The organism is Streptomyces sp. NPDC111507, assembly GCF_055638955.1.
On record NZ_JBVKBU010000002.1, the window covers coordinates 1,018,259 to 1,036,258 of the forward strand.

The following is an 18,000-nucleotide window of genomic DNA, read 5'->3' on the forward strand; positions in this document are numbered from 1 at the left end:
CACCCTCGTGGACACCTCCGTGGACACCCTCGTGGAGATCCCCGCGCTCGCGGACGCCGAAGAGCTGTCCTGCGACGTCCTCGTCATCGGCGGCGGCACGGCCGGCACCATGGCGGCACTCACCGCCGCCGAGCACGGGGCCGATGTCCTCCTCCTGGAGAAGGCGCACGTCCGCCACTCCGGCGCTCTCGCCATGGGCATGGACGGCGTCAACAACGCGGTCATCCCCGGCCGCGCCGAACCCGACGACTACGTCGCCGAGATCACCCGCGCCAACGACGGCATCGTCGACCAGTCCACCGTCCGCCAGACCGCGACCCGCGGCTTCGCGATGGTGCGGCGCCTGGAGTCGTACGGCGTGAAGTTCGAGAAGGACGAGCACGGTGAGTACGCGGTCCGCCAGGTGCACCGCTCCGGCTCGTACGTGTTGCCGATGCCCGAGGGCAAGGACGTCAAGAAGGTCCTCTACCGGCAGTTGCGGCGCCGCGAGATGCGCGAGCGCATCCGCATCGAGAACCGGGTGATGCCGGTACGGGTCCTCACGGCGGAGGGGCGCGCGGTGGGTGCCGCGGGCTTCAACACCCGCACCGGGCGGTTCGTCTCCGTACGTGCCGGGTCGGTGATCCTCGCGACCGGCGCCTGCGGCCGCCTCGGCCTGCCCGCCTCCGGCTACCTCTACGGCACGTACGAGAACCCCACCAACGCCGGTGACGGCTACGCCATGGCCTACCACGCCGGCGCCGAACTCACCGGTATCGAGTGCTTCCAGATCAACCCGCTGATCAAGGACTACAACGGTCCCGCCTGCGCCTACGTCGCCAACCCCTTCGGCGGCTACCAGGTCAACCGGCACGGCGAACGCTTCGTCGACTCCGACTACTGGTCGGGCCGGATGATGGCCGAGTTCGCCGCCGAGATCGCCTCGGACCGGGGCCCGGTGTACCTCAAGCTCAGCCACCTCCCCGAGGAGTCGATCAGCGCCCTCGAGTCCATTCTGCACACCACCGAACGCCCCACGCGCGGTACCTTCCACGCCGGTCGCGGCCACGACTACCGCACCCATGACATCGAGATGCACATCTCCGAGATCGGCCTGTGCGGCGGCCACTCCGCTTCGGGCGTACGGGTCGACGACCACGCCCGTACGACCGTGCCCCGTCTGTACGCCGCCGGGGACCTGGCCTGTGTCCCCCACAACTACATGATCGGCGCGTTCGTCTTCGGCGACCTCGCGGGAGCGGACGCCGCCCAGTACAAGCCCTACGAGGGCGAGTTGCCGCAGGACCAGCTGCGCGACGCACACGAACTGGTCTACCGCCCGCTGCACCACCCGGACGGGCCCCCGCAGTCCCAGGTCGAGTACAAACTCCGCCGCTTCGTGAACGACTACGTGGCGCCGCCGAAGTCCGGCGCCCGGCTCTCCCTCGCCCTGGAGGCGTTCGAGCGGATGCGCGCGGACATCGCGGAGATGGGTGCCCGCACTCCGCACGAGCTGATGCGGTGCGCCGAGGTCACGTTCATCCGCGACTGCGCGGAGATGGCGGCCCGCGCCTCCCTGGCCCGCACGGAGTCCCGCTGGGGCCTGTACCACGACCGCACGGACCATCCCGCGCGCGACGACGACTCCTGGTTCCACCACCTCGACCTGCACAAGTCCTCCTCCGGCTCCATGGAGTTCACGGCCCGTCCCGTGGCCCCCTATCTCGTCCCGGTTCCCGACTTCGCCCCGACGGGCGGCGCCTCCCGACACCTCGGCGAGGTCCACCCGGAGGCGGTCGCCACAGCGGGGGCACGGGATGCCGCGCCGGTGGCCTCGGTGCCCCCTTCCGGCACGGTCCCCGTCACCGATCCCGACCGCAGCGGACTCGACCACACCGGCGCCGGCACCTCGCCCCGCCTCCTCGAACTCCTCACCCTCACGGAACAGGAACCCGAACTCACCGCACTGCTGCCCTACTTGGACGACCCGTCCCCCGCTGTCCGACGCTCGGCCGTCGACGTCCTCACCGAGACCGTGCCGCCCGGCACCGGTCCCGCCCTCGCCGCCGCACTCCGGGACCCGCACGGCGACGTACGGGCCACCGCCGCGGCCTCGCTGCGCGAGCTGGTGGAGACCCTGCCGGCCGAGCCGGACCTGCGCGAGGCCCTCACCGCCGCCCTCACCGAGGACGATCCCGTCGTGCGCACCGCCGCCCTGGACGTCCTGCGCGCGCTGCGCCTGGGCGACGCCGAACTGTTCGCCGACGTCCTCGTCGATCCCGAAACCGCCGTCCGCGTCGAGGCCGTGCGCGCCCTGGTCTCCGTCGACGCCGCGGAGCCCCTGAGCCGGGCCGCGGCCGACCCGTCCCGCGAGGTCCGCGTCACAGTGGCCAAGGCTCTCGCCAACGTGACCCCGGGAAAGCTCGTCGCGGACACCCTCGACCGGCTCACGACCGACCCGGACGCCCTGGTCCGGGCAGCGGCCTTCGCGACGCTGGCCGTCACCGGCTGCTCGACGTCCCTGGCCGCGCGTGCCGTCGCCGCCCAGGCCGACGCCGCCTGGCAGGTCCGCTCCGGCGCCGCGACCGCGCTGTCCGCCGCGGAGGCCCGGGTCGCCGTCCCGGCGCTCGCCCGGGCCCTAGAAGACCCGAACGCCGACGTCCGCAAGGCGACGGTCCTGGCCCTCGTGCGGCATTCCGCGATCGACGAGGCCGCCCGCGCGGCCCTGGCCACGGCCACGGCGGACTCCGACGCGGACGTCAGGGCGTACGCGTCACGGGCCCTGTGACCACAGGGCTGAGCAGAGAGCTGGGCAGAGGGCCGGGGCGCCCTATATCCAGTCCTCCGGCTCCGGTTCCGCGTCCATCTCGGGCCAGTCCGGGTCCGGTGCCTCACCGGCCGCGGCGGCCGGTGCTGCTCCGGGGGCGCCGCCGCCCAGGGAGGCGAGCACTCCGATCACGCCCTCTCCGTATGTCGCGAGCTTCTTCTCGCCCACCCCGCTGATGCCGCCGAGGCCTTCGACCGAGGTGGGCCACACCGTGGCGATCTCCCGGAGCGTGGCGTCGTGGAAGATGACGTACGCCGGGACGCCCTGTTCCTTGGCCTGTTCGGCACGCCAGGAGCGCAGGGCCTCGAAGGCGGGGACGAGCTCCTGGGGCAGGTCGGCCGTCGCGGCCTTGGCCTTGCGATCGCCCCGCGAGGAGGAGGACGAGCGGGAGACGGTGGGCTTCGGCGGCTCCTTGCGGAGCGGCACCTCGCGCTCGCGCCGCAGCACCGTCCCGCTCTCCTCGGTCAGCACCAGCGTCCCGTATTCGCCCTCGACCGCGAGCAGGCCTTGTGCCAGCAACTGCCGCACCACACCACGCCATTCGGACTCGGCGAGGTCCTCACCGATGCCGAACACGGACAGCTGGTCGTGATCGAACTGGATCACCTTGGCGGTGCGCCGCCCCAGCAGGATGTCGATGATCTGTCCGGCGCCGAACTTCTGTCCGCGCTCGCGCTGCAGCCTCACCACCGTGGACAGCAGCTTCTGTGCCACGACCGTGCCGTCCGAGGTCTCAGGCGGTGCGAGGCATGTGTCGCAGTTGCCGCATGCCGGGGTGTGCGGGTCCTGGCCGAAGTAGGCGAGGAGCTGGGAGCGCCGGCACTGGACTGTCTCGCACAGGGCCAGCATCGAGTCCAGGTGGGAGGCGGCCCGGCGGCGGAACGCCTCGTCGCCCTCCGAGCCCTGGATCATCTTGCGCTGCTGGACGACGTCCTGGAGCCCGTACGCCATCCATGCCGTGGACGGCAGTCCGTCACGGCCCGCGCGTCCCGTCTCCTGGTAGTAGCCCTCGACCGACTTGGGCAGGTCGAGGTGGGCCACGAACCGCACGTCCGGCTTGTCGATACCCATGCCGAAGGCGATGGTGGCGACCACGACCAGGCCCTCTTCGCGCAGGAAGCGCGACTGGTGGGTGGCGCGAGTGCCCGCGTCCAGACCCGCGTGGTACGGCACCGCCTCGACGCCGTTGCGGGAGAGGAACTCGGCTGTCTTCTCCACCGAGTTGCGCGAGAGGCAGTACACGATGCCCGCATCGCCCGCGTGCTCGTCACGCAGAAAGGACAGCAGCTGCTTCTTGGGATCGGCCTTCGGGACGATCCGGTACTGGATGTTGGGACGGTCGAAGCTCGCCTCGAAATGGCGGGCGGTCGGCATGGCCAGGCGCTGGGTGATCTCCTTGTGCGTCGCGCGGGTGGCCGTGGCCGTCAATGCGATGCGCGGGACGTCCGGCCAGCGCTCGCCGAGCAGTGAGAGCGCCAGATAGTCGGGACGGAAGTCGTGGCCCCACTGGGCCACGCAGTGCGCCTCGTCGATCGCGAAGACGGAGATCTTCCCGCGTGACAGCAGGTCCAGCGTGGTCTCCAGGCGAAGCCGCTCCGGAGCCAGGTAGAGCACGTCGAGCTCCCCTGACAGGAACTCGGCCTCCACCACGCGCCGCTCGTCGAAGTCCTGCGTGGAGTTCATGAACCCGGCACGCACGCCCAGCGCGCGCAACGCGTCCACCTGATCCTGCATCAGCGCGATGAGGGGGGAGACCACGACTCCCGTACCCGGTCTGACCAGGGCCGGAATCTGGTAGCAGAGCGACTTGCCGCCACCCGTCGGCATCAGGACGACAGCGTCACCGCCCGCCACCACGTGCTCGATGATCGCTTCCTGCTCGCCGCGGAAGGCGTCGTACCCGAAGACCCGGTGGAGCGTGGCCAGTGCCTCGCTCCCTCCCAGCGTCTCCGTCGCGTCCGCTTCGGTCATCACACCCGTCCCGCCCATCGTCCTGTCCCCCGTACGTCGCGCCTCGACCACTGCGTCCACGATAGGGGTCCGCGCCGACAGCCCGAGAGTTATCCACAGGCTGCGACCGATCGGCTTCCCTACGCACTCGCGTCCGGCCGGTCTCAGTCCCCTGCACGGCGCGCCCTGCGCGCGTTCCATCCGTTGGCCCCACTCGCATGGCGACGTCTTTCGAGCCGGGGACATGCTGTTCGGGCGGGGAAGAGGGGGCAGACGGGGCACGCGATGCGCTGATCACGGCTCGGGCCCCGCTGCCTCACGAAGAGGGAGCGGGGCCCGGGCCGTGCGTGGTTCAGCGGACGAAGACTCCCGCCTGGCTCGCCAGGTTCAGGAAGTACTGCGGCGCCACACCGAGCACCAGCGTGACCGCCACGCCGAACCCGATCGCCGTCATGGTCAGCGGCGAGGGCACGGCGACCGTCGGTCCCTCCGGCCGGGGCTCGCTGAAGAACATGAGCACGATCACGCGGATGTAGAAGAACGCCGCGATCGCCGACGAGATCACACCGACCACGACCAGCGCGCCCGCGCCGCCCTCCGCCGCCGCCTTGAAGACGGCGAACTTCCCGGCGAAGCCGGAGGTCAGCGGAATACCCGCGAACGCCAGCAGGAAGACCGCGAAGACGGCCGCCACCAGCGGTGACCTGCGTCCGAGGCCCGCCCACTTGGACAGGTGCGTGGCCTCGCCGCCCGCGTCGCGGACCAGGGTCACGACCGCGAAGGCCCCGATCGTCACGAACGAGTACGCACCCAGGTAGAAGAGGACCGACGAGACGCCGTCCGGCGAGGTCGCGATGACGCCCGCGAGGATGAATCCGGCGTGCGCGATGGACGAGTACGCCAGGAGCCGCTTGATGTCGGTCTGGGTGATCGCGACGATCGCACCGCCCAACATGGTGACGATCGCGACGGCCCACATGACCGGCCGCCAGTCCCAGCGCAGGCCCGGAAGGACGACGTACAGCAGCCGCAGCAGCGCCCCGAAGGCGGCCACCTTCGTCGCCGCGGCCATGAAGCCGGTGACCGGTGTCGGCGCGCCCTGGTAGACGTCGGGGGTCCACATGTGGAACGGCACCGCGCCGACCTTGAAGAGCAGGCCCATGACGACCATCGCGGCGCCGATGAGCAGCAGCACGTCGTTGCCCATGGTGCCGGCGAGCGCCGGGTCGACGTTCGGGACCGTGCCGTCCACGACCTGCGCGATCGTCGCGTACGACACGGAGCCCGCGTAGCCGTAGAGCAGGGCGATGCCGAAGAGGGTGAACGCGGAGGCGAAGGCGCCGAGCAGGAAGTACTTGACCGCGGCCTCCTGCGACATGAGCCGCTTGCGGCGAGCCACGGCGCACAGCAGGTAGAGGGGCAGCGAGAAGACTTCCAGCGCGATGAACAGGGTCAGCAGGTCGTTGGCCGACGGGAAGACCAGCATGCCGCCGATCGCGAAGAGCAGCAGCGGGAACACCTCGGTGGTGGTGAACCCGGCCTTCACCGCGGCCTTCTCGCTGTCGCTGCCGGGCACAGAGGCGGCCTGTGCGGCGAACGAGTCGACGCGGTTGCCGTGCGCCTCCGGGTCGAGCCGTCGCTCGGCGAAGGTGAAGACACCGAGGATGCCCGCCAGCAGGATCGTGCCCTGCAGGAACAGGGACGGTCCGTCGACGGCGATCGCGCCCATGGCCGCGATGTGCGCCTTCGTGGTGCCGTATCCGCCCGCCGCCAGTGCGATCACCGCGGCGAAGGCGGCGGCGAGCGCGACGACGGACAGGAAGACCTGCGCGTAGTAGCGGGACTTGCGCGGCACGAAGGCCTCGACGAGCACCCCTACGAGCGCCGCCCCGATCACGATCAGGGTGGGCGACAATTGCCCGTATTCGATCTTCGGCGCGCCGATCTTGGAGATCGGTTCGGCCGCGGTTGTCCACAGGCTGTGGACAGCTGCTGTGCTCACTTGGCCGCCTCCACCTCGGGCTTGGGGTCCGTCTTATGGACGTCGGACATGGTCTGCTGGACCGCCGGGTTGACGATGTCGGTGACCGGCTTCGGATAGACGCCCAGGAAGATCAGCAGGGCGATCAGCGGGGCGACCACCAGAAGCTCACGCACCCTGAGGTCGGGCATCTCGGCGACCTCCGCCTTCACCGGGCCCGTCATCGTCCGCTGGTAGAGGACGAGTGTGTAGAGCGCGGCGAGGACGATGCCGAAGGTGGCGACGATGCCGACGGCCGGGTAGCGCTCGAACGCGCCGACCAGGACCAGGAATTCACTCACGAAGGGCGCGAGCCCGGGGAGCGAGAGGGTCGCCAGGCCGCCGATCAGGAAGGTGCCCGCGAGCACCGGGGCGACTTTCTGCACCCCTCCGTAGTCGGCGATCAGACGCGAGCCGCGCCGCGAGATCAGGAAGCCCGCCACCAGCATCAGGGCAGCGGTCGAGATCCCGTGGTTGACCATGTAGAGCGTCGCGCCCGACTGGCCCTGGCTGGTCATCGCGAAGATGCCCAGGATGATGAACCCGAAGTGCGAGATCGACGCGTACGCCACCAGCCGTTTGATGTCCCGCTGGCCGACCGCGAGCAGCGCCCCGTAGATGATGCTGATGAGGGCGAGGACGAGGATGACCGGCGTCGCCCACTTGCTCGCCTCCGGGAAGAGCTGGAGGCAGAAGCGGAGCATCGCGAAGGTACCGACCTTGTCGACCACCGCCGTGATCAGTACCGCGACCGGGGCCGTGGCCTCTCCCATGGCGTTGGGCAGCCAGGTGTGCAGCGGCCACAGGGGCGCCTTCACCGCGAACGCGAAGAAGAAGCCGAGGAACAGCCACCGCTCCGTGCTGGTCGCCATGTGCAGCGAGCCGTTGGCGCGGGCCTGCACGATCTCCTGGAGCGAGAAGTTTCCGGCCACTACGTAGAGGCCGATGACGGCGGCCAGCATGATCAGACCGCCGACCAGGTTGTAGAGGAGGAACTTCACCGCGGCGTAAGAGCGTTGAGTCGCCGCCGCGTCGTCCCCGTGCTCGTGGGCACGGTCCCCGAAGCCGCCGATGAGGAAGTACATCGGGATCAGCATGGCTTCGAAGAAGATGTAGAAGAGGAAGACGTCGGTGGCCTCGAAAGAGATGATCACCATCGCCTCGACGGCCAGGATCAGGGCGAAGAAGCCTTGGGTCGGCCGCCAGCGACTGCTTCCTGTCTCCTGCGGGTCGGCATCGTGCCAGCCCGCCAGGATCACGAACGGGATCAGCAGCGCGGTCAGCGCGACGAGCGCCACCCCGATGCCGTCCACGCCCAGCTCGTACCGCACTCCGAAGTCCTTGATCCAGGCGTGGGATTCGGTGAGCTGGTAGCGGTCGCCGCCGGGGTCGAAACGTACGAGCACGATCGCGGCCAGGACGAGCGTGGCGAGCGAGACGAGCAGCGCCAGCCACTTGGCGGCGACGCGTTGCGCGGCCGGCACGGCGGCCGTGGCGATCGCCCCGATCGCCGGGAGCGCCGCCGTCGCTGTCAGCAGAGGAAAGGACATCGGTATCAGACCGCCCTCATCAGCAGGGTCGCGGCGACGAGGATCGCCACACCGCCGAACATCGAGACCGCGTAACTGCGCGCATAGCCGTTCTGCAGTTTGCGCAGCCGCCCGGAGAGGCCGCCCATGGAGGCCGCGGTGCCGTTGACGACCCCGTCGACCAGGGTGTGGTCGACGTACACCAGGGAGCGTGTGAGGTGCTCCCCGCCGCGCACCAGCACGACGTGGTTGAAGTCGTCCTGGAGCAGGTCGCGCCGGGCGGCCCGGGTGAGCAGGGAACCGCGCGGGGCGACGACCGGGACGGGGCTGCGCCCGTACTGGGCGTACGCGATTCCGGCGCCGACGACGAGCAGCACCATGGTGGCCAGCGTGACCGTGAGGGCGCTGACGGGCGAGTTGCCCTCCGAGTGCCCGGTGACCGGCTCCAGCCAGTTGAGGAAGCGGTCGCCGATACTGAAGAAACCGCCCGCGAAGACCGATCCGAAGGCCAGTACGATCATGGGGATCGTCATGGACCTCGGGGACTCGTGCGGGTGCGGCTCATGACCTTCGGCGTCCGGCTGCCAGCGCTTCTCCCCGAAGAACGTCATGATCATCACGCGGGTCATGTAGTACGCCGTGATGGCCGCGCCCAGCAGGGCCGCGCCGCCGAGGATCCAGCCCTCGGTGCCGCCCTTCGCGAAGGCCGCCTCGATGATCTTGTCCTTGGAGAAGAAGCCGGACAGGCCCGGGAAGCCGATGATGGCGAGGTAGCCGAGGCCGAAGGTGACGAAGGTGATCGGCATGTATGTGCGCAGGCCGCCGTACTTGCGCATGTCGACCTCGTCGTTCATGCCGTGCATGACCGAGCCGGCGCCGAGGAACAGTCCGGCCTTGAAGAAGCCGTGCGTCACCAGGTGCATGATCGCGAAGACGTAACCGATGGGGCCGAGGCCCGCGGCCAGCACCATGTAGCCGATCTGCGACATCGTCGATCCGGCGAGCGCCTTCTTGATGTCGTCCTTCGCACAACCGACGATCGCACCGAACAGGAGCGTGACGGCGCCGACCACGGTGACGACGAGCTGGGCGTCGGGCGCGGCGTTGAAGATCGCGGCGGAGCGGACGATCAGGTAGACACCCGCGGTCACCATGGTCGCGGCGTGGATGAGGGCTGAGACCGGGGTCGGGCCCTCCATCGCGTCCCCGAGCCAGGACTGCAGCGGCACCTGGGCGGACTTGCCGCAGGCGGCGAGCAGCAGCATCAGGGCGACGGCGGTGAGCTTGCCCTCGGTCGCGCCACCGACGAGCCCCGGGTGTCCCTCGGTACCGAGCACCGGCCCGAAGGCGAAGGAACCGAAGGTGGTGAACATCAGCATGATGGCGATCGACAGGCCCATGTCGCCGACGCGGTTGACCAGGAAGGCCTTCTTCGCGGCGGTGGCGGCGCTGGGCTTGTGCTGCCAGAAGCCGATCAGCAGGTACGAGGCGAGGCCGACGCCCTCCCAGCCGACGTACAGCAGCAGGTAGTTGTCGGCGAGGACGAGCAGCAGCATCGCCGCGAGGAACAGGTTCAGGTAGCCGAAGAAGCGGCGGCGCCGCTCGTCGTGCTCCATGTAGCCGATCGAGTACAGGTGGATCAGTGAGCCGACGCCGGTGATCAGCAGGACGAACGTCATCGACAGCTGGTCGAGCTGGAAGGAGACGTCCGCCTGGAAGCCCTCGACGGGGACCCAGCTGAACAGGTACTGGCTCATGGCCCGGTGGTCCGCGCTCTTGCCCAGCATGTCGGCGAAGAGGATCGCGCCGATCACGAAGGACGCGGCCGCGAGCGCCGTGCCGATCCAGTGGCCGACGGCATCGAGCCGCCGGCCGCCGCACAGCAGTACGGCCGCTCCGAGCAGAGGCGCCGCTACCAGCAGCGCAATCAGGTTCTCCACGATTCAGCGACCCCTTACAGCTTCATCAGGCTGGCGTCGTCGACCGAGGCCGAGTGGCGGGAACGGAAGAGCGACACGATGATCGCGAGCCCGACCACGACCTCCGCGGCGGCGACGACCATCGTGAAGAAGGCGATGATCTGGCCGTCGAGATTGCCGTGCATGCGGGAGAAGACGACGAACGCGAGGTTGCAGGCGTTGAGCATGAGCTCGACGCACATGAACACCACGATCGCGTTGCGTCTGATCAGCACGCCGGTGGCGCCGATCGTGAACAACAGGGCGGCGAGATAGAGGTAGTTGACCGGGTTCACTTGGACGCCTCCTCCGTCTTCGTGCGCTCCAGGCGTTCTTCGGCCCGCTGCTCCAGCGCCTTCAGATCGCTCAGCGCCTCGGTGGACACGTCACGGATCTGGCCGCGGTCCCGCAGCGTCTTGCTGACGGTCAGCTCGGACGGGGTGCCGTCCGGGAGGAGGCCGGCGATGTCCACCGCGTTGTGCCGGGCGTAGACACCGGGGGCCGGCAGCGGCGGTACGTGCTTGCCTTCCCGTACGCGCTGCTCGGACAGCTCGCGCTGGGTCTTGGCGCGCTCGGTGCGCTCGCGGTGCGTGAGCACCATGGCGCCGACGGCGGCCGTGATGAGCAGGGCGCCGGTGATTTCGAAGGCGAACACGTACTTCGTGAAGATGAGGGCGGCGAGGCCCTCCACGTTCCCGTTGGCGTTGGCCTTGCTCAGGCCGTTGAAGTCCTTCAGGGACGCGTTGCCGATGCCCGCGATCAGCAGGACGCCGAAGCCGAGTCCGCACAGCAGGGCCAGCCAGCGCTGTCCCTTGATGGTCTCTTTCAGGGAGTCCGCCGCGGTGACACCGACGAGCATGACCACGAAGAGGAACAGCATCATGATCGCGCCGGTGTAGACGACGATCTGCACGACGCCCAGGAAGTAGGCGCCGTTGGCGAGGTAGAAAACCGCCAGGACGATCATGGTTCCGGCGAGACAGAGCGCGCTGTGCACGGCCTTCTTCATGAAGACGGTGCACAGGGCGCCGATCACGGCGACCGTGCCGAGGACCCAGAACTGGAAGGCCTCTCCGGTGGAGGTGGAGTAGGCGGCCAGGCCGGTCATGCCCCCACCCCCTCTTCCGTGGGCTTCTCGCCCTTGGAGACGGCGACTTGGCGCTCCGTGCCCGGCGCCGCCTCGGTCACCAGACCCCGGTAGTAGTCCTGCTCGTCCGTGCCGGGGAAGATCGAGTGCGGTGTGTCGACCATGCCCTCGTCGAGCCCGGCGAGCAGCTGCTCCTTGGTGTAGATGAGGTTGGCGCGGCTGGAGTCGGCGAGCTCGAACTCGTTCGTCATCGTGAGCGCGCGGGTGGGGCACGCCTCGATGCACAGGCCGCACAGGATGCAGCGGGCGTAGTTGATCTGGTAGACGCGGCCGTACCGCTCGCCCGGCGAGTAGCGCTCCTCGTCGGTGTTGTCCGCGCCCTCCACATAGATGGCGTCCGCGGGGCAGGCCCAGGCGCACAGCTCGCAGCCGATGCACTTCTCCAGACCGTCCGGATGGCGGTTGAGCTGGTGCCGGCCGTGGAACCGCGGGGCGGTGGTCTTCTGCTGCTCCGGGTACTGCTCCGTCAGGCGCTTCTTGAACATGGCCTTGAAGGTCACGCCGAAGCCGGCGACGGGGTTCTGGAAACCGGGCTTGGTCTCCTTCGGCTCCTCAGCCATCGGACCCCTCCTTTCCGTCACGAGTTCCGCCATTCGATCCGTCACTCGCAGTATCGGATCCACCACTGACAATCAACTCGCGCTCGCGGCGCGGGCGGCGCCGCGGCACGGGTGGCAGCTCCTGTCCCGGCAGTGGCGGCACCGGGAATCCACCGGCCATCGGGTCGAAGGCGGCGGGCTCGGCGGGCGCTTCCTGGGCGCCCTGCTTGTCGCGGAAGATGTCCGCGGCGAACGAGAGCAGCAGCAGGACGAGGACACCGCCGCCGACGTACAGGGCGATGTCGGCGAAGTCGTAGTTCTCGTTCCTGAGGGTCCGTACGGTCGCGACGAGCATCAGCCAGACCACGGAGACCGGGATGAGGACCTTCCAGCCGAGCTTCATCAGCTGGTCGTAGCGGACGCGCGGCAGCGTGCCGCGCAGCCAGATGAAGAAGAACAGCAGCAGCTGCACCTTCACCACGAACCAGAGCATCGGCCACCAGCCGTGGTTGGCACCCTCCCAGAAGGTGCTGATGGGCCACGGGGCCCGCCAGCCGCCCAGGAAGAGCGTGGTCGACACGGCCGAGACCGTCACCATGTTCACGTACTCGGCGAGCATGAACAGCGCGAACTTGATGGACGAGTACTCGGTGTTGAAACCGCCGACGAGGTCGCCCTCGGACTCCGGCATGTCGAAGGGGGCGCGGTTGGTCTCGCCGACCATCGTGATGATGTAGATCAGGAACGAGACCGGCAGCAGGATGATGTACCAGCGGTCGTGCTGCTGTTCCACGATCGTCGAGGTCGACATCGACCCGGAGTAGAGGAACACCGAGGCGAAAGCGGCGCCCATGGCGATCTCGTACGAGATCATCTGCGCGCAGGACCGCAGACCGCCCAGCAGCGGGTAGGTGGATCCAGAACTCCAACCCGCCAGCACGATCCCGTAGATGCCCACCGAGGCGACCGCGAGGATGTAGAGCATCGCGATCGGCAGGTCCGTGAGCTGCATCGTGGTGCGGTGGCCGAAGATCGAGATCTCATTGCCCGCGGGTCCGAAGGGGATCACCGCGATCGCCATGAAGGCCGGGATGGCCGCGACGATCGGCGCGAGGATGTAGACCACCTTGTCCGCGCGTTTGACGATGACGTCTTCCTTGAGCATCAGTTTGACGCCGTCGGCGAGCGACTGGAGCATGCCCCAGGGGCCGTGCCGGTTGGGTCCGATGCGCAGCTGCATCCAGGCGACGACCTTGCGCTCCCACACGATGGAGAAGAGCACGGTCACCATCAGGAAGGCGAAGCAGAAGACCGCCTTGACGACGACCAGCCACCAGGGGTCGCGGCCGAACATGGAGAGGTCTTCAGCGGCGAGGTACGGCGTCATGCCTCCACCTCCTTGGGGGCCTCGGTGGCGAGTGTCGCCGGGCCGATGCGGACGAGTGCGCCGGGCAGCGCCCCCGTGTCGGAGGCGACGCCCCCTCCGGTGGAGTTCAACGGGAGCCAGACCACGCGGTCGGGCATCTCGGTGATCTGCAGCGGGAGTTCGACGGTTCCGGCGCTACTGGTGACCGCGAGGAGGTCGCCTTCCTTGACGCCCGCCTCGGCGGCCGTGGCGGCCGACACCCGCGCGCGTGCGGCATGCCGGGTCCCGGCGAGCGCGTCGTCGCCCTCCTGGAGGCGGCCCTGGTCGAGCAGCAGCCGGTGGCCCGCGAGCACGGCCTCCCCCGCGGCGGGACGCGGCAGCGATGCCGCGATCTCCACGGGCCCGGTGGCCCGCAGGCCGCCCCAGGGACCGAGCCGGTCCAGCTCCCCGCGCGTGGTGCGCAGATCCGGCAGACCCAGGTGTACGTCCATGGCGTCGGCGAGCATCTGCAGGACACGCGCGTCGGTGGGTGCCAGGCGGCGGGTCATCTGGTCGGGCTTGAGCGCGGCCTCGAAGAAGCGCACCCTGCCCTCCCAGTTCAGGAAGGTGCCCGCCTTCTCGACTACCGCGGCCACCGGGAGGACGACATCCGCGTGCTCGGTGACCTCACCGGGCCGCAGTTCGAGCGACACCAGGAAGCCGACTTCGGAAAGGGCCGCACGCGCGCGTGCCGGGTCGGGAAGGTCGGCGACCTCCACGCCCGCCACCACCAGGGCCCGCAGCTCCCCGCCGATGGCGGCCTCGACGATCTGGCCGGTGTCGCGCCCGTAGCGGTGCGGAAGTGCGGAGACGCCCCAGGCGGCAGCGACCTCCTCCCGCGCGCGCGGATCGGTGGCCGGACGCCCGCCCGGCAGCAGCGACGGCAGCGCGCCCGCCTCGATCGCGCCGCGCTCGCCGGCCCGGCGCGGGATCCACACCAGCGTGGCGCCGGTCGCGGACGCCGCCCGTACGGCGGCGGTGAGCCCGCCCGCCACGCCCGCGAGCCGCTCGCCGACGACGATCACCGCACCCTCGGTGCGCAGCGCCTCGGCGGCCTTGGCACCGTCGCCCTCCAGGCCGACGCCGCTCGCGAGGGCGTCCAGCCACTCGGTCTCGGTGCCGGGCGCGGCGGGCAGCAACGTGCCGCCCGCCTTGTCCAGGCCGCGTGTCGCGTACGTGGCGAGCGAGAACGTCTTCTGTCCGTGTCCGCGCCAGGCCTTGCGCAGCCGCAGGAAGACTCCGGGCGCCTCCTCCTCGGACTCGAAGCCGACGAGCAGGACGGCGGGCGCCTTCTCCAAAGAGGTGTACGTGAGGCCCGTACCGTCGAGGTCCCGTCCGTGTCCGGCGACCCGGGAGGCCAGGAAGTCGGCCTCCTCGGCGCTGTGCACGCGCGCGCGGAAGTCGATGTCGTTCGTGTCGAGGGCCACGCGCGCGAACTTGCTGTAGGCGTAGGCGTCCTCGACGGTGAGACGGCCACCGGTCAGGACGCCGGTCCGGCCGCGGGCCGCCGACAGTCCCCGGGCCGCCGCCTCCAGGGCTTCGGGCCAGGAAGCGGGCTCCAGTTCACCCGACTCACCCCGTACAAGGGGTGCCTCGAGCCGGTCCCGCTGCTGCGCGTACCGGAACCCGAACCGCCCCTTGTCGCAGAGCCACTCCTCGTTGACCTCGGGGTCGGGGGAGGCCAGGCGCCGCATGACCTTGCCGCGACGGTGGTCGGTGCGGGTCGCGCAGCCGCCCGCGCAGTGCTCGCACACCGAGTGCGAGGAGACGAGGTCGAACGGACGCGAGCGGAAGCGATACGCCGCCGAGGTCAGCGCGCCCACCGGGCAGATCTGGATGGTGTTCCCGGAGAAGTACGACTCGAACGGGTCGCCCTCGCCGGTGCCGACCTGCTGGAGCGCGCCCCGCTCGATCAGCTCGATCATCGGGTCGCCCGCGATCTGGTTGGAGAAGCGGGTGCAGCGGGCGCACAGCACGCACCGCTCGCGGTCGAGCAGTACCTGCGTGGAGATCGGGACCGGCTTCTCGTAGGTCCGCTTCTTGCCCTCGAAGCGGGATTCGGCGTTGCCGTGCGACATCGCCTGGTTCTGCAGCGGGCACTCGCCGCCCTTGTCGCAGACCGGGCAGTCCAGCGGGTGGTTGATGAGCAGCAGCTCCATCACACCGTGCTGGGCCTTTTCGGCGGCGGGCGAGGTGAGGTGAGTCTTCACCACCATTCCGTCCGTACACGTGATCGTGCAGGACGCCATGGGCTTGCGCTGGCCCTCGACCTCGACGATGCACTGGCGGCAGGCGCCGGCCGGGTCGAGCAGCGGATGGTCGCAGAATCGGGGGATCTCGATGCCGAGCTGTTCGGCGGCCCGGATGACCAGGGTGCCCTTGGGCACGCTGATCTCGGCTCCGTCGATCGTCAGCGAGACGAGATCCTCCGGCGGAACCGCCGCCTCTCCCCCTCCCGAGGGAGCGCTGGTGGTCACCGTCATGCGTTCACCTCCGTGCGGTCGGCCCAAGCCGTGGACTTGGCCGGGTCAAAGGGGCAGCCGCGGCCCGTGATGTGCTCCTCGTACTCCTCGCGGAAGTACTTGAGCGAGGAGAAGATCGGCGATGCGGCGCCGTCGCCGAGGGCGCAGAACGACTTGCCGTTGATGTTGTCGGCGATGTCGTTGAGCTTGTCGAGGTCCGACATGACGCCCTTGCCGGCCTCGATGTCGCGCAGCAACTGCACGAGCCAGTACGTCCCTTCGCGGCAGGGCGTGCACTTGCCGCAGGACTCGTGGGCGTAGAACTCGGTCCACCGGGTGACCGCCCGCACGACGCAGGTCGTCTCGTCGAAGCACTGGAGTGCTTTTGTGCCGAGCATGGAACCCGCGGCACCCACTCCTTCGTAATCAAGAGGGACGTCGAGGTGCTCGTCGGTGAACATCGGGGTCGAGGAGCCGCCCGGCGTCCAGAACTTCAACCGGTGGCCGGGGCGCATCCCGCCGCTCATCTCGAGGAGTTGACGGAGTGTGATGCCGAGCGGAGCCTCGTACTGGCCGGGGCTGGCGACGTGGCCGCTGAGCGAGTACAGCGTGAAGCCCGGGGACTTCTCGCTGCCCATCGACCTGAACCATTCCTTGCCTTTTCGGAGGATTGCGGGAACTGACGCGATCGACTCGACGTTATTCACCACAGTCGGGCACGCGTAGAGGCCCGCGACGGCTGGGAAGGGGGGACGGAGCCGCGGTTGACCACGGCGGCCTTCGAGCGAGTCGAGCAGTGCGGTCTCCTCACCGCAGATGTACGCGCCTGCGCCCGCGTGCACGGTGAGCTTGAGGTCGAGTCCGCTGCCGAGGATGTTCTCGCCCAGGTAGCCCGCCGCGTAGGCCTCTCGAACGGCCTCGTGCAACCGCCGCAACACGGGGACGACTTCACCGCGGAGATAGATGAACGCATGCGAAGACCGGATGGCATAACACGCGATCACGATGCCCTCGATGAGGCTGTGCGGGTTCGCGAAGAGGAGCGGGATGTCCTTGCAGGTTCCCGGTTCCGATTCGTCGGCGTTGACAACTAGATAGTGAGGTTTGCCATCGCCCTGAGGAATGAACTGCCACTTCATTCCGGTGGGGAATCCCGCGCCGCCCCGGCCGCGCAGACCGGAGTCCTTGACGTACGCGATCAGGTCGTCTGGCGACATGGCCAGCGCCTTGCGCAGCCCCTCGTATCCCTCGTGCCTCCGATAGACGTCCAGCGTCCAGGCCTTCTCCTCGTCCCAGAAGGCCGACAGCACGGGTGCGAGCAGCTTCTCCGGGCTGGTCTCGTCGATCTCGGGTGCCAACGTCATCACTCCCCCTCCTCGGCTGCGGGACCCGCCGGGCGCGACGGATCGGAGGCCGATGTGTCCTGCGGCGCGTCGTGCGAGCTCAGGTGCTCGGCCGGCGGCTGGTCCTGCGGTGCCCCGCCACCTCGTGGGTGGACCACGCGCGCGTGGACGCTCTCCCCCTTGGCCAGGCGGAGACCGATCAGTGAGGCGGGGCCCGCGCTGCCGCCCGCCTCCACGGCTCCCTCGCGCTCGTCGGGGAAGCCCGCCAGGATCCGCGCGGTGTCCTTGAAGGTGCACAAGGGGGCGCCGCGGGTGGGTGCGACCTGTGCTCCCGTGCGCAGATCGTCCACGAGGCGCTTCGCGGAGGCCACGGTCTGGTTGTCGAAGAACTCCCAGTTGACCATCACGACCGGTGCGAAGTCGCAGGCCGCGTTGCACTCAATGTGCTCCAACGTGACCTTGCCGTCGTCGGTGGTCTCGCCGTTGCCGACGCCCAGGTGGTCCTGCAGGGCCTCGAAGATCGCGTCGCCGCCCATGACCGCGCACAGGGTGTTGGTGCACACACCCACCTGGTAGTCACCGCTCGGCTTGCGCCGGTACATCGAGTAGAAGGTCGCGACAGCGGTGACCTCGGCCGTGGTCAGGTTCAGTACGTCCGCGCAGAACCGCTGCCCCGTGCGCGTGACATGGCCCTCCTCCGACTGCACGAGATGCAGCAACGGAAGGAGCGCCGAACGGGAGTCCGGGTAGCGGGCGACGATCTCGCGCGCGTCCGCCTCGAGCCGGGCCCGGACGTCGTCCGGATAGTCGGGCGCGGGCAGTTGGGGCATGCCCAGGCTGA

At 69.4% G+C, this 18,000-nt stretch carries 12 protein-coding genes; 1 reads left to right on the forward strand and 11 read right to left on the reverse strand.

Features of this window, described 5'->3' with window-relative positions; translation table 11 throughout:
* The first annotated feature begins 7 nt into the window (after nt 1-7).
* Complete coding sequence (locus tag ACZ7M2_RS12170) at nt 8-2,767, forward strand: fumarate reductase/succinate dehydrogenase flavoprotein subunit (protein WP_471595123.1); 2,760 nt, start codon at nt 8-10, stop codon at nt 2,765-2,767.
* A 42-nt stretch (nt 2,768-2,809) separates the two neighbouring features.
* Here the strand turns inward: ACZ7M2_RS12170 and recQ are convergent, their stop codons facing one another.
* From recQ to nuoE, 11 genes are all read right to left on the reverse strand, one after another.
* Nucleotides 2,810-4,795 (reverse strand): DNA helicase RecQ, encoded by a 1,986-nt coding sequence (recQ, locus tag ACZ7M2_RS12175; RefSeq protein ID WP_471595236.1) that lies wholly within the window; start codon nt 4,793-4,795, stop codon nt 2,810-2,812.
* Between the two features lie 313 nt (nt 4,796-5,108).
* Nucleotides 5,109-6,758 (reverse strand): NADH-quinone oxidoreductase subunit NuoN, encoded by a 1,650-nt coding sequence (gene nuoN, locus ACZ7M2_RS12180; RefSeq protein ID WP_471595124.1) that lies wholly within the window; start codon nt 6,756-6,758, stop codon nt 5,109-5,111.
* The gene (locus ACZ7M2_RS12185) at nt 6,755-8,326 is read right to left on the reverse strand and encodes an NADH-quinone oxidoreductase subunit M (protein ID WP_403690509.1); all 1,572 of its coding nucleotides are present in this window, start codon (nt 8,324-8,326) and stop codon (nt 6,755-6,757) included. The genes nuoN and ACZ7M2_RS12185 overlap by 4 nt, the downstream gene beginning before the upstream one ends.
* 5 nt (nt 8,327-8,331) lie before the next feature.
* On the reverse strand, nt 8,332-10,245 hold the full coding sequence (gene nuoL / locus ACZ7M2_RS12190) for an NADH-quinone oxidoreductase subunit L (protein WP_101400045.1): 1,914 nt from the start codon (nt 10,243-10,245) through the stop codon (nt 8,332-8,334).
* 14 nt (nt 10,246-10,259) lie between these two features.
* The gene (nuoK, locus tag ACZ7M2_RS12195) at nt 10,260-10,559 is read right to left on the reverse strand and encodes an NADH-quinone oxidoreductase subunit NuoK (protein ID WP_018568277.1); all 300 of its coding nucleotides are present in this window, start codon (nt 10,557-10,559) and stop codon (nt 10,260-10,262) included.
* Nucleotides 10,556-11,371 carry an NADH-quinone oxidoreductase subunit J gene (locus ACZ7M2_RS12200; RefSeq protein ID WP_352046349.1) on the reverse strand — a complete coding sequence of 272 codons (816 nt, stop codon included), beginning with the start codon at nt 11,369-11,371 and terminating at the stop codon, nt 10,556-10,558. The genes nuoK and ACZ7M2_RS12200 overlap by 4 nt, the downstream gene beginning before the upstream one ends.
* On the reverse strand, nt 11,368-11,970 hold the full coding sequence (nuoI, locus tag ACZ7M2_RS12205; protein ID WP_054232155.1) for an NADH-quinone oxidoreductase subunit NuoI: 603 nt from the start codon (nt 11,968-11,970) through the stop codon (nt 11,368-11,370). The genes ACZ7M2_RS12200 and nuoI overlap by 4 nt, the downstream gene beginning before the upstream one ends.
* Nucleotides 11,963-13,336: an NADH-quinone oxidoreductase subunit NuoH gene (nuoH, locus tag ACZ7M2_RS12210; RefSeq protein WP_352046348.1), complete on the reverse strand. Its 1,374-nt coding sequence runs from the start codon at nt 13,334-13,336 to the stop codon at nt 11,963-11,965. The genes nuoI and nuoH overlap by 8 nt, the downstream gene beginning before the upstream one ends.
* Complete coding sequence (locus ACZ7M2_RS12215) at nt 13,333-15,837, reverse strand: NADH-quinone oxidoreductase subunit G (RefSeq protein ID WP_471595125.1); 2,505 nt, start codon at nt 15,835-15,837, stop codon at nt 13,333-13,335. The genes nuoH and ACZ7M2_RS12215 overlap by 4 nt, the downstream gene beginning before the upstream one ends.
* Nucleotides 15,834-17,183: an NADH-quinone oxidoreductase subunit NuoF gene (gene nuoF / locus ACZ7M2_RS12220; RefSeq protein ID WP_352046346.1), complete on the reverse strand. Its 1,350-nt coding sequence runs from the start codon at nt 17,181-17,183 to the stop codon at nt 15,834-15,836. The genes ACZ7M2_RS12215 and nuoF overlap by 4 nt, the downstream gene beginning before the upstream one ends.
* Nucleotides 17,180-17,989, reverse strand: a complete 810-nt coding sequence (nuoE, locus tag ACZ7M2_RS12225) for an NADH-quinone oxidoreductase subunit NuoE (protein WP_471595237.1) — start codon at nt 17,987-17,989, stop codon at nt 17,180-17,182. The genes nuoF and nuoE overlap by 4 nt, the downstream gene beginning before the upstream one ends.
* Nucleotides 17,990-18,000 lie beyond the last annotated feature (11 nt).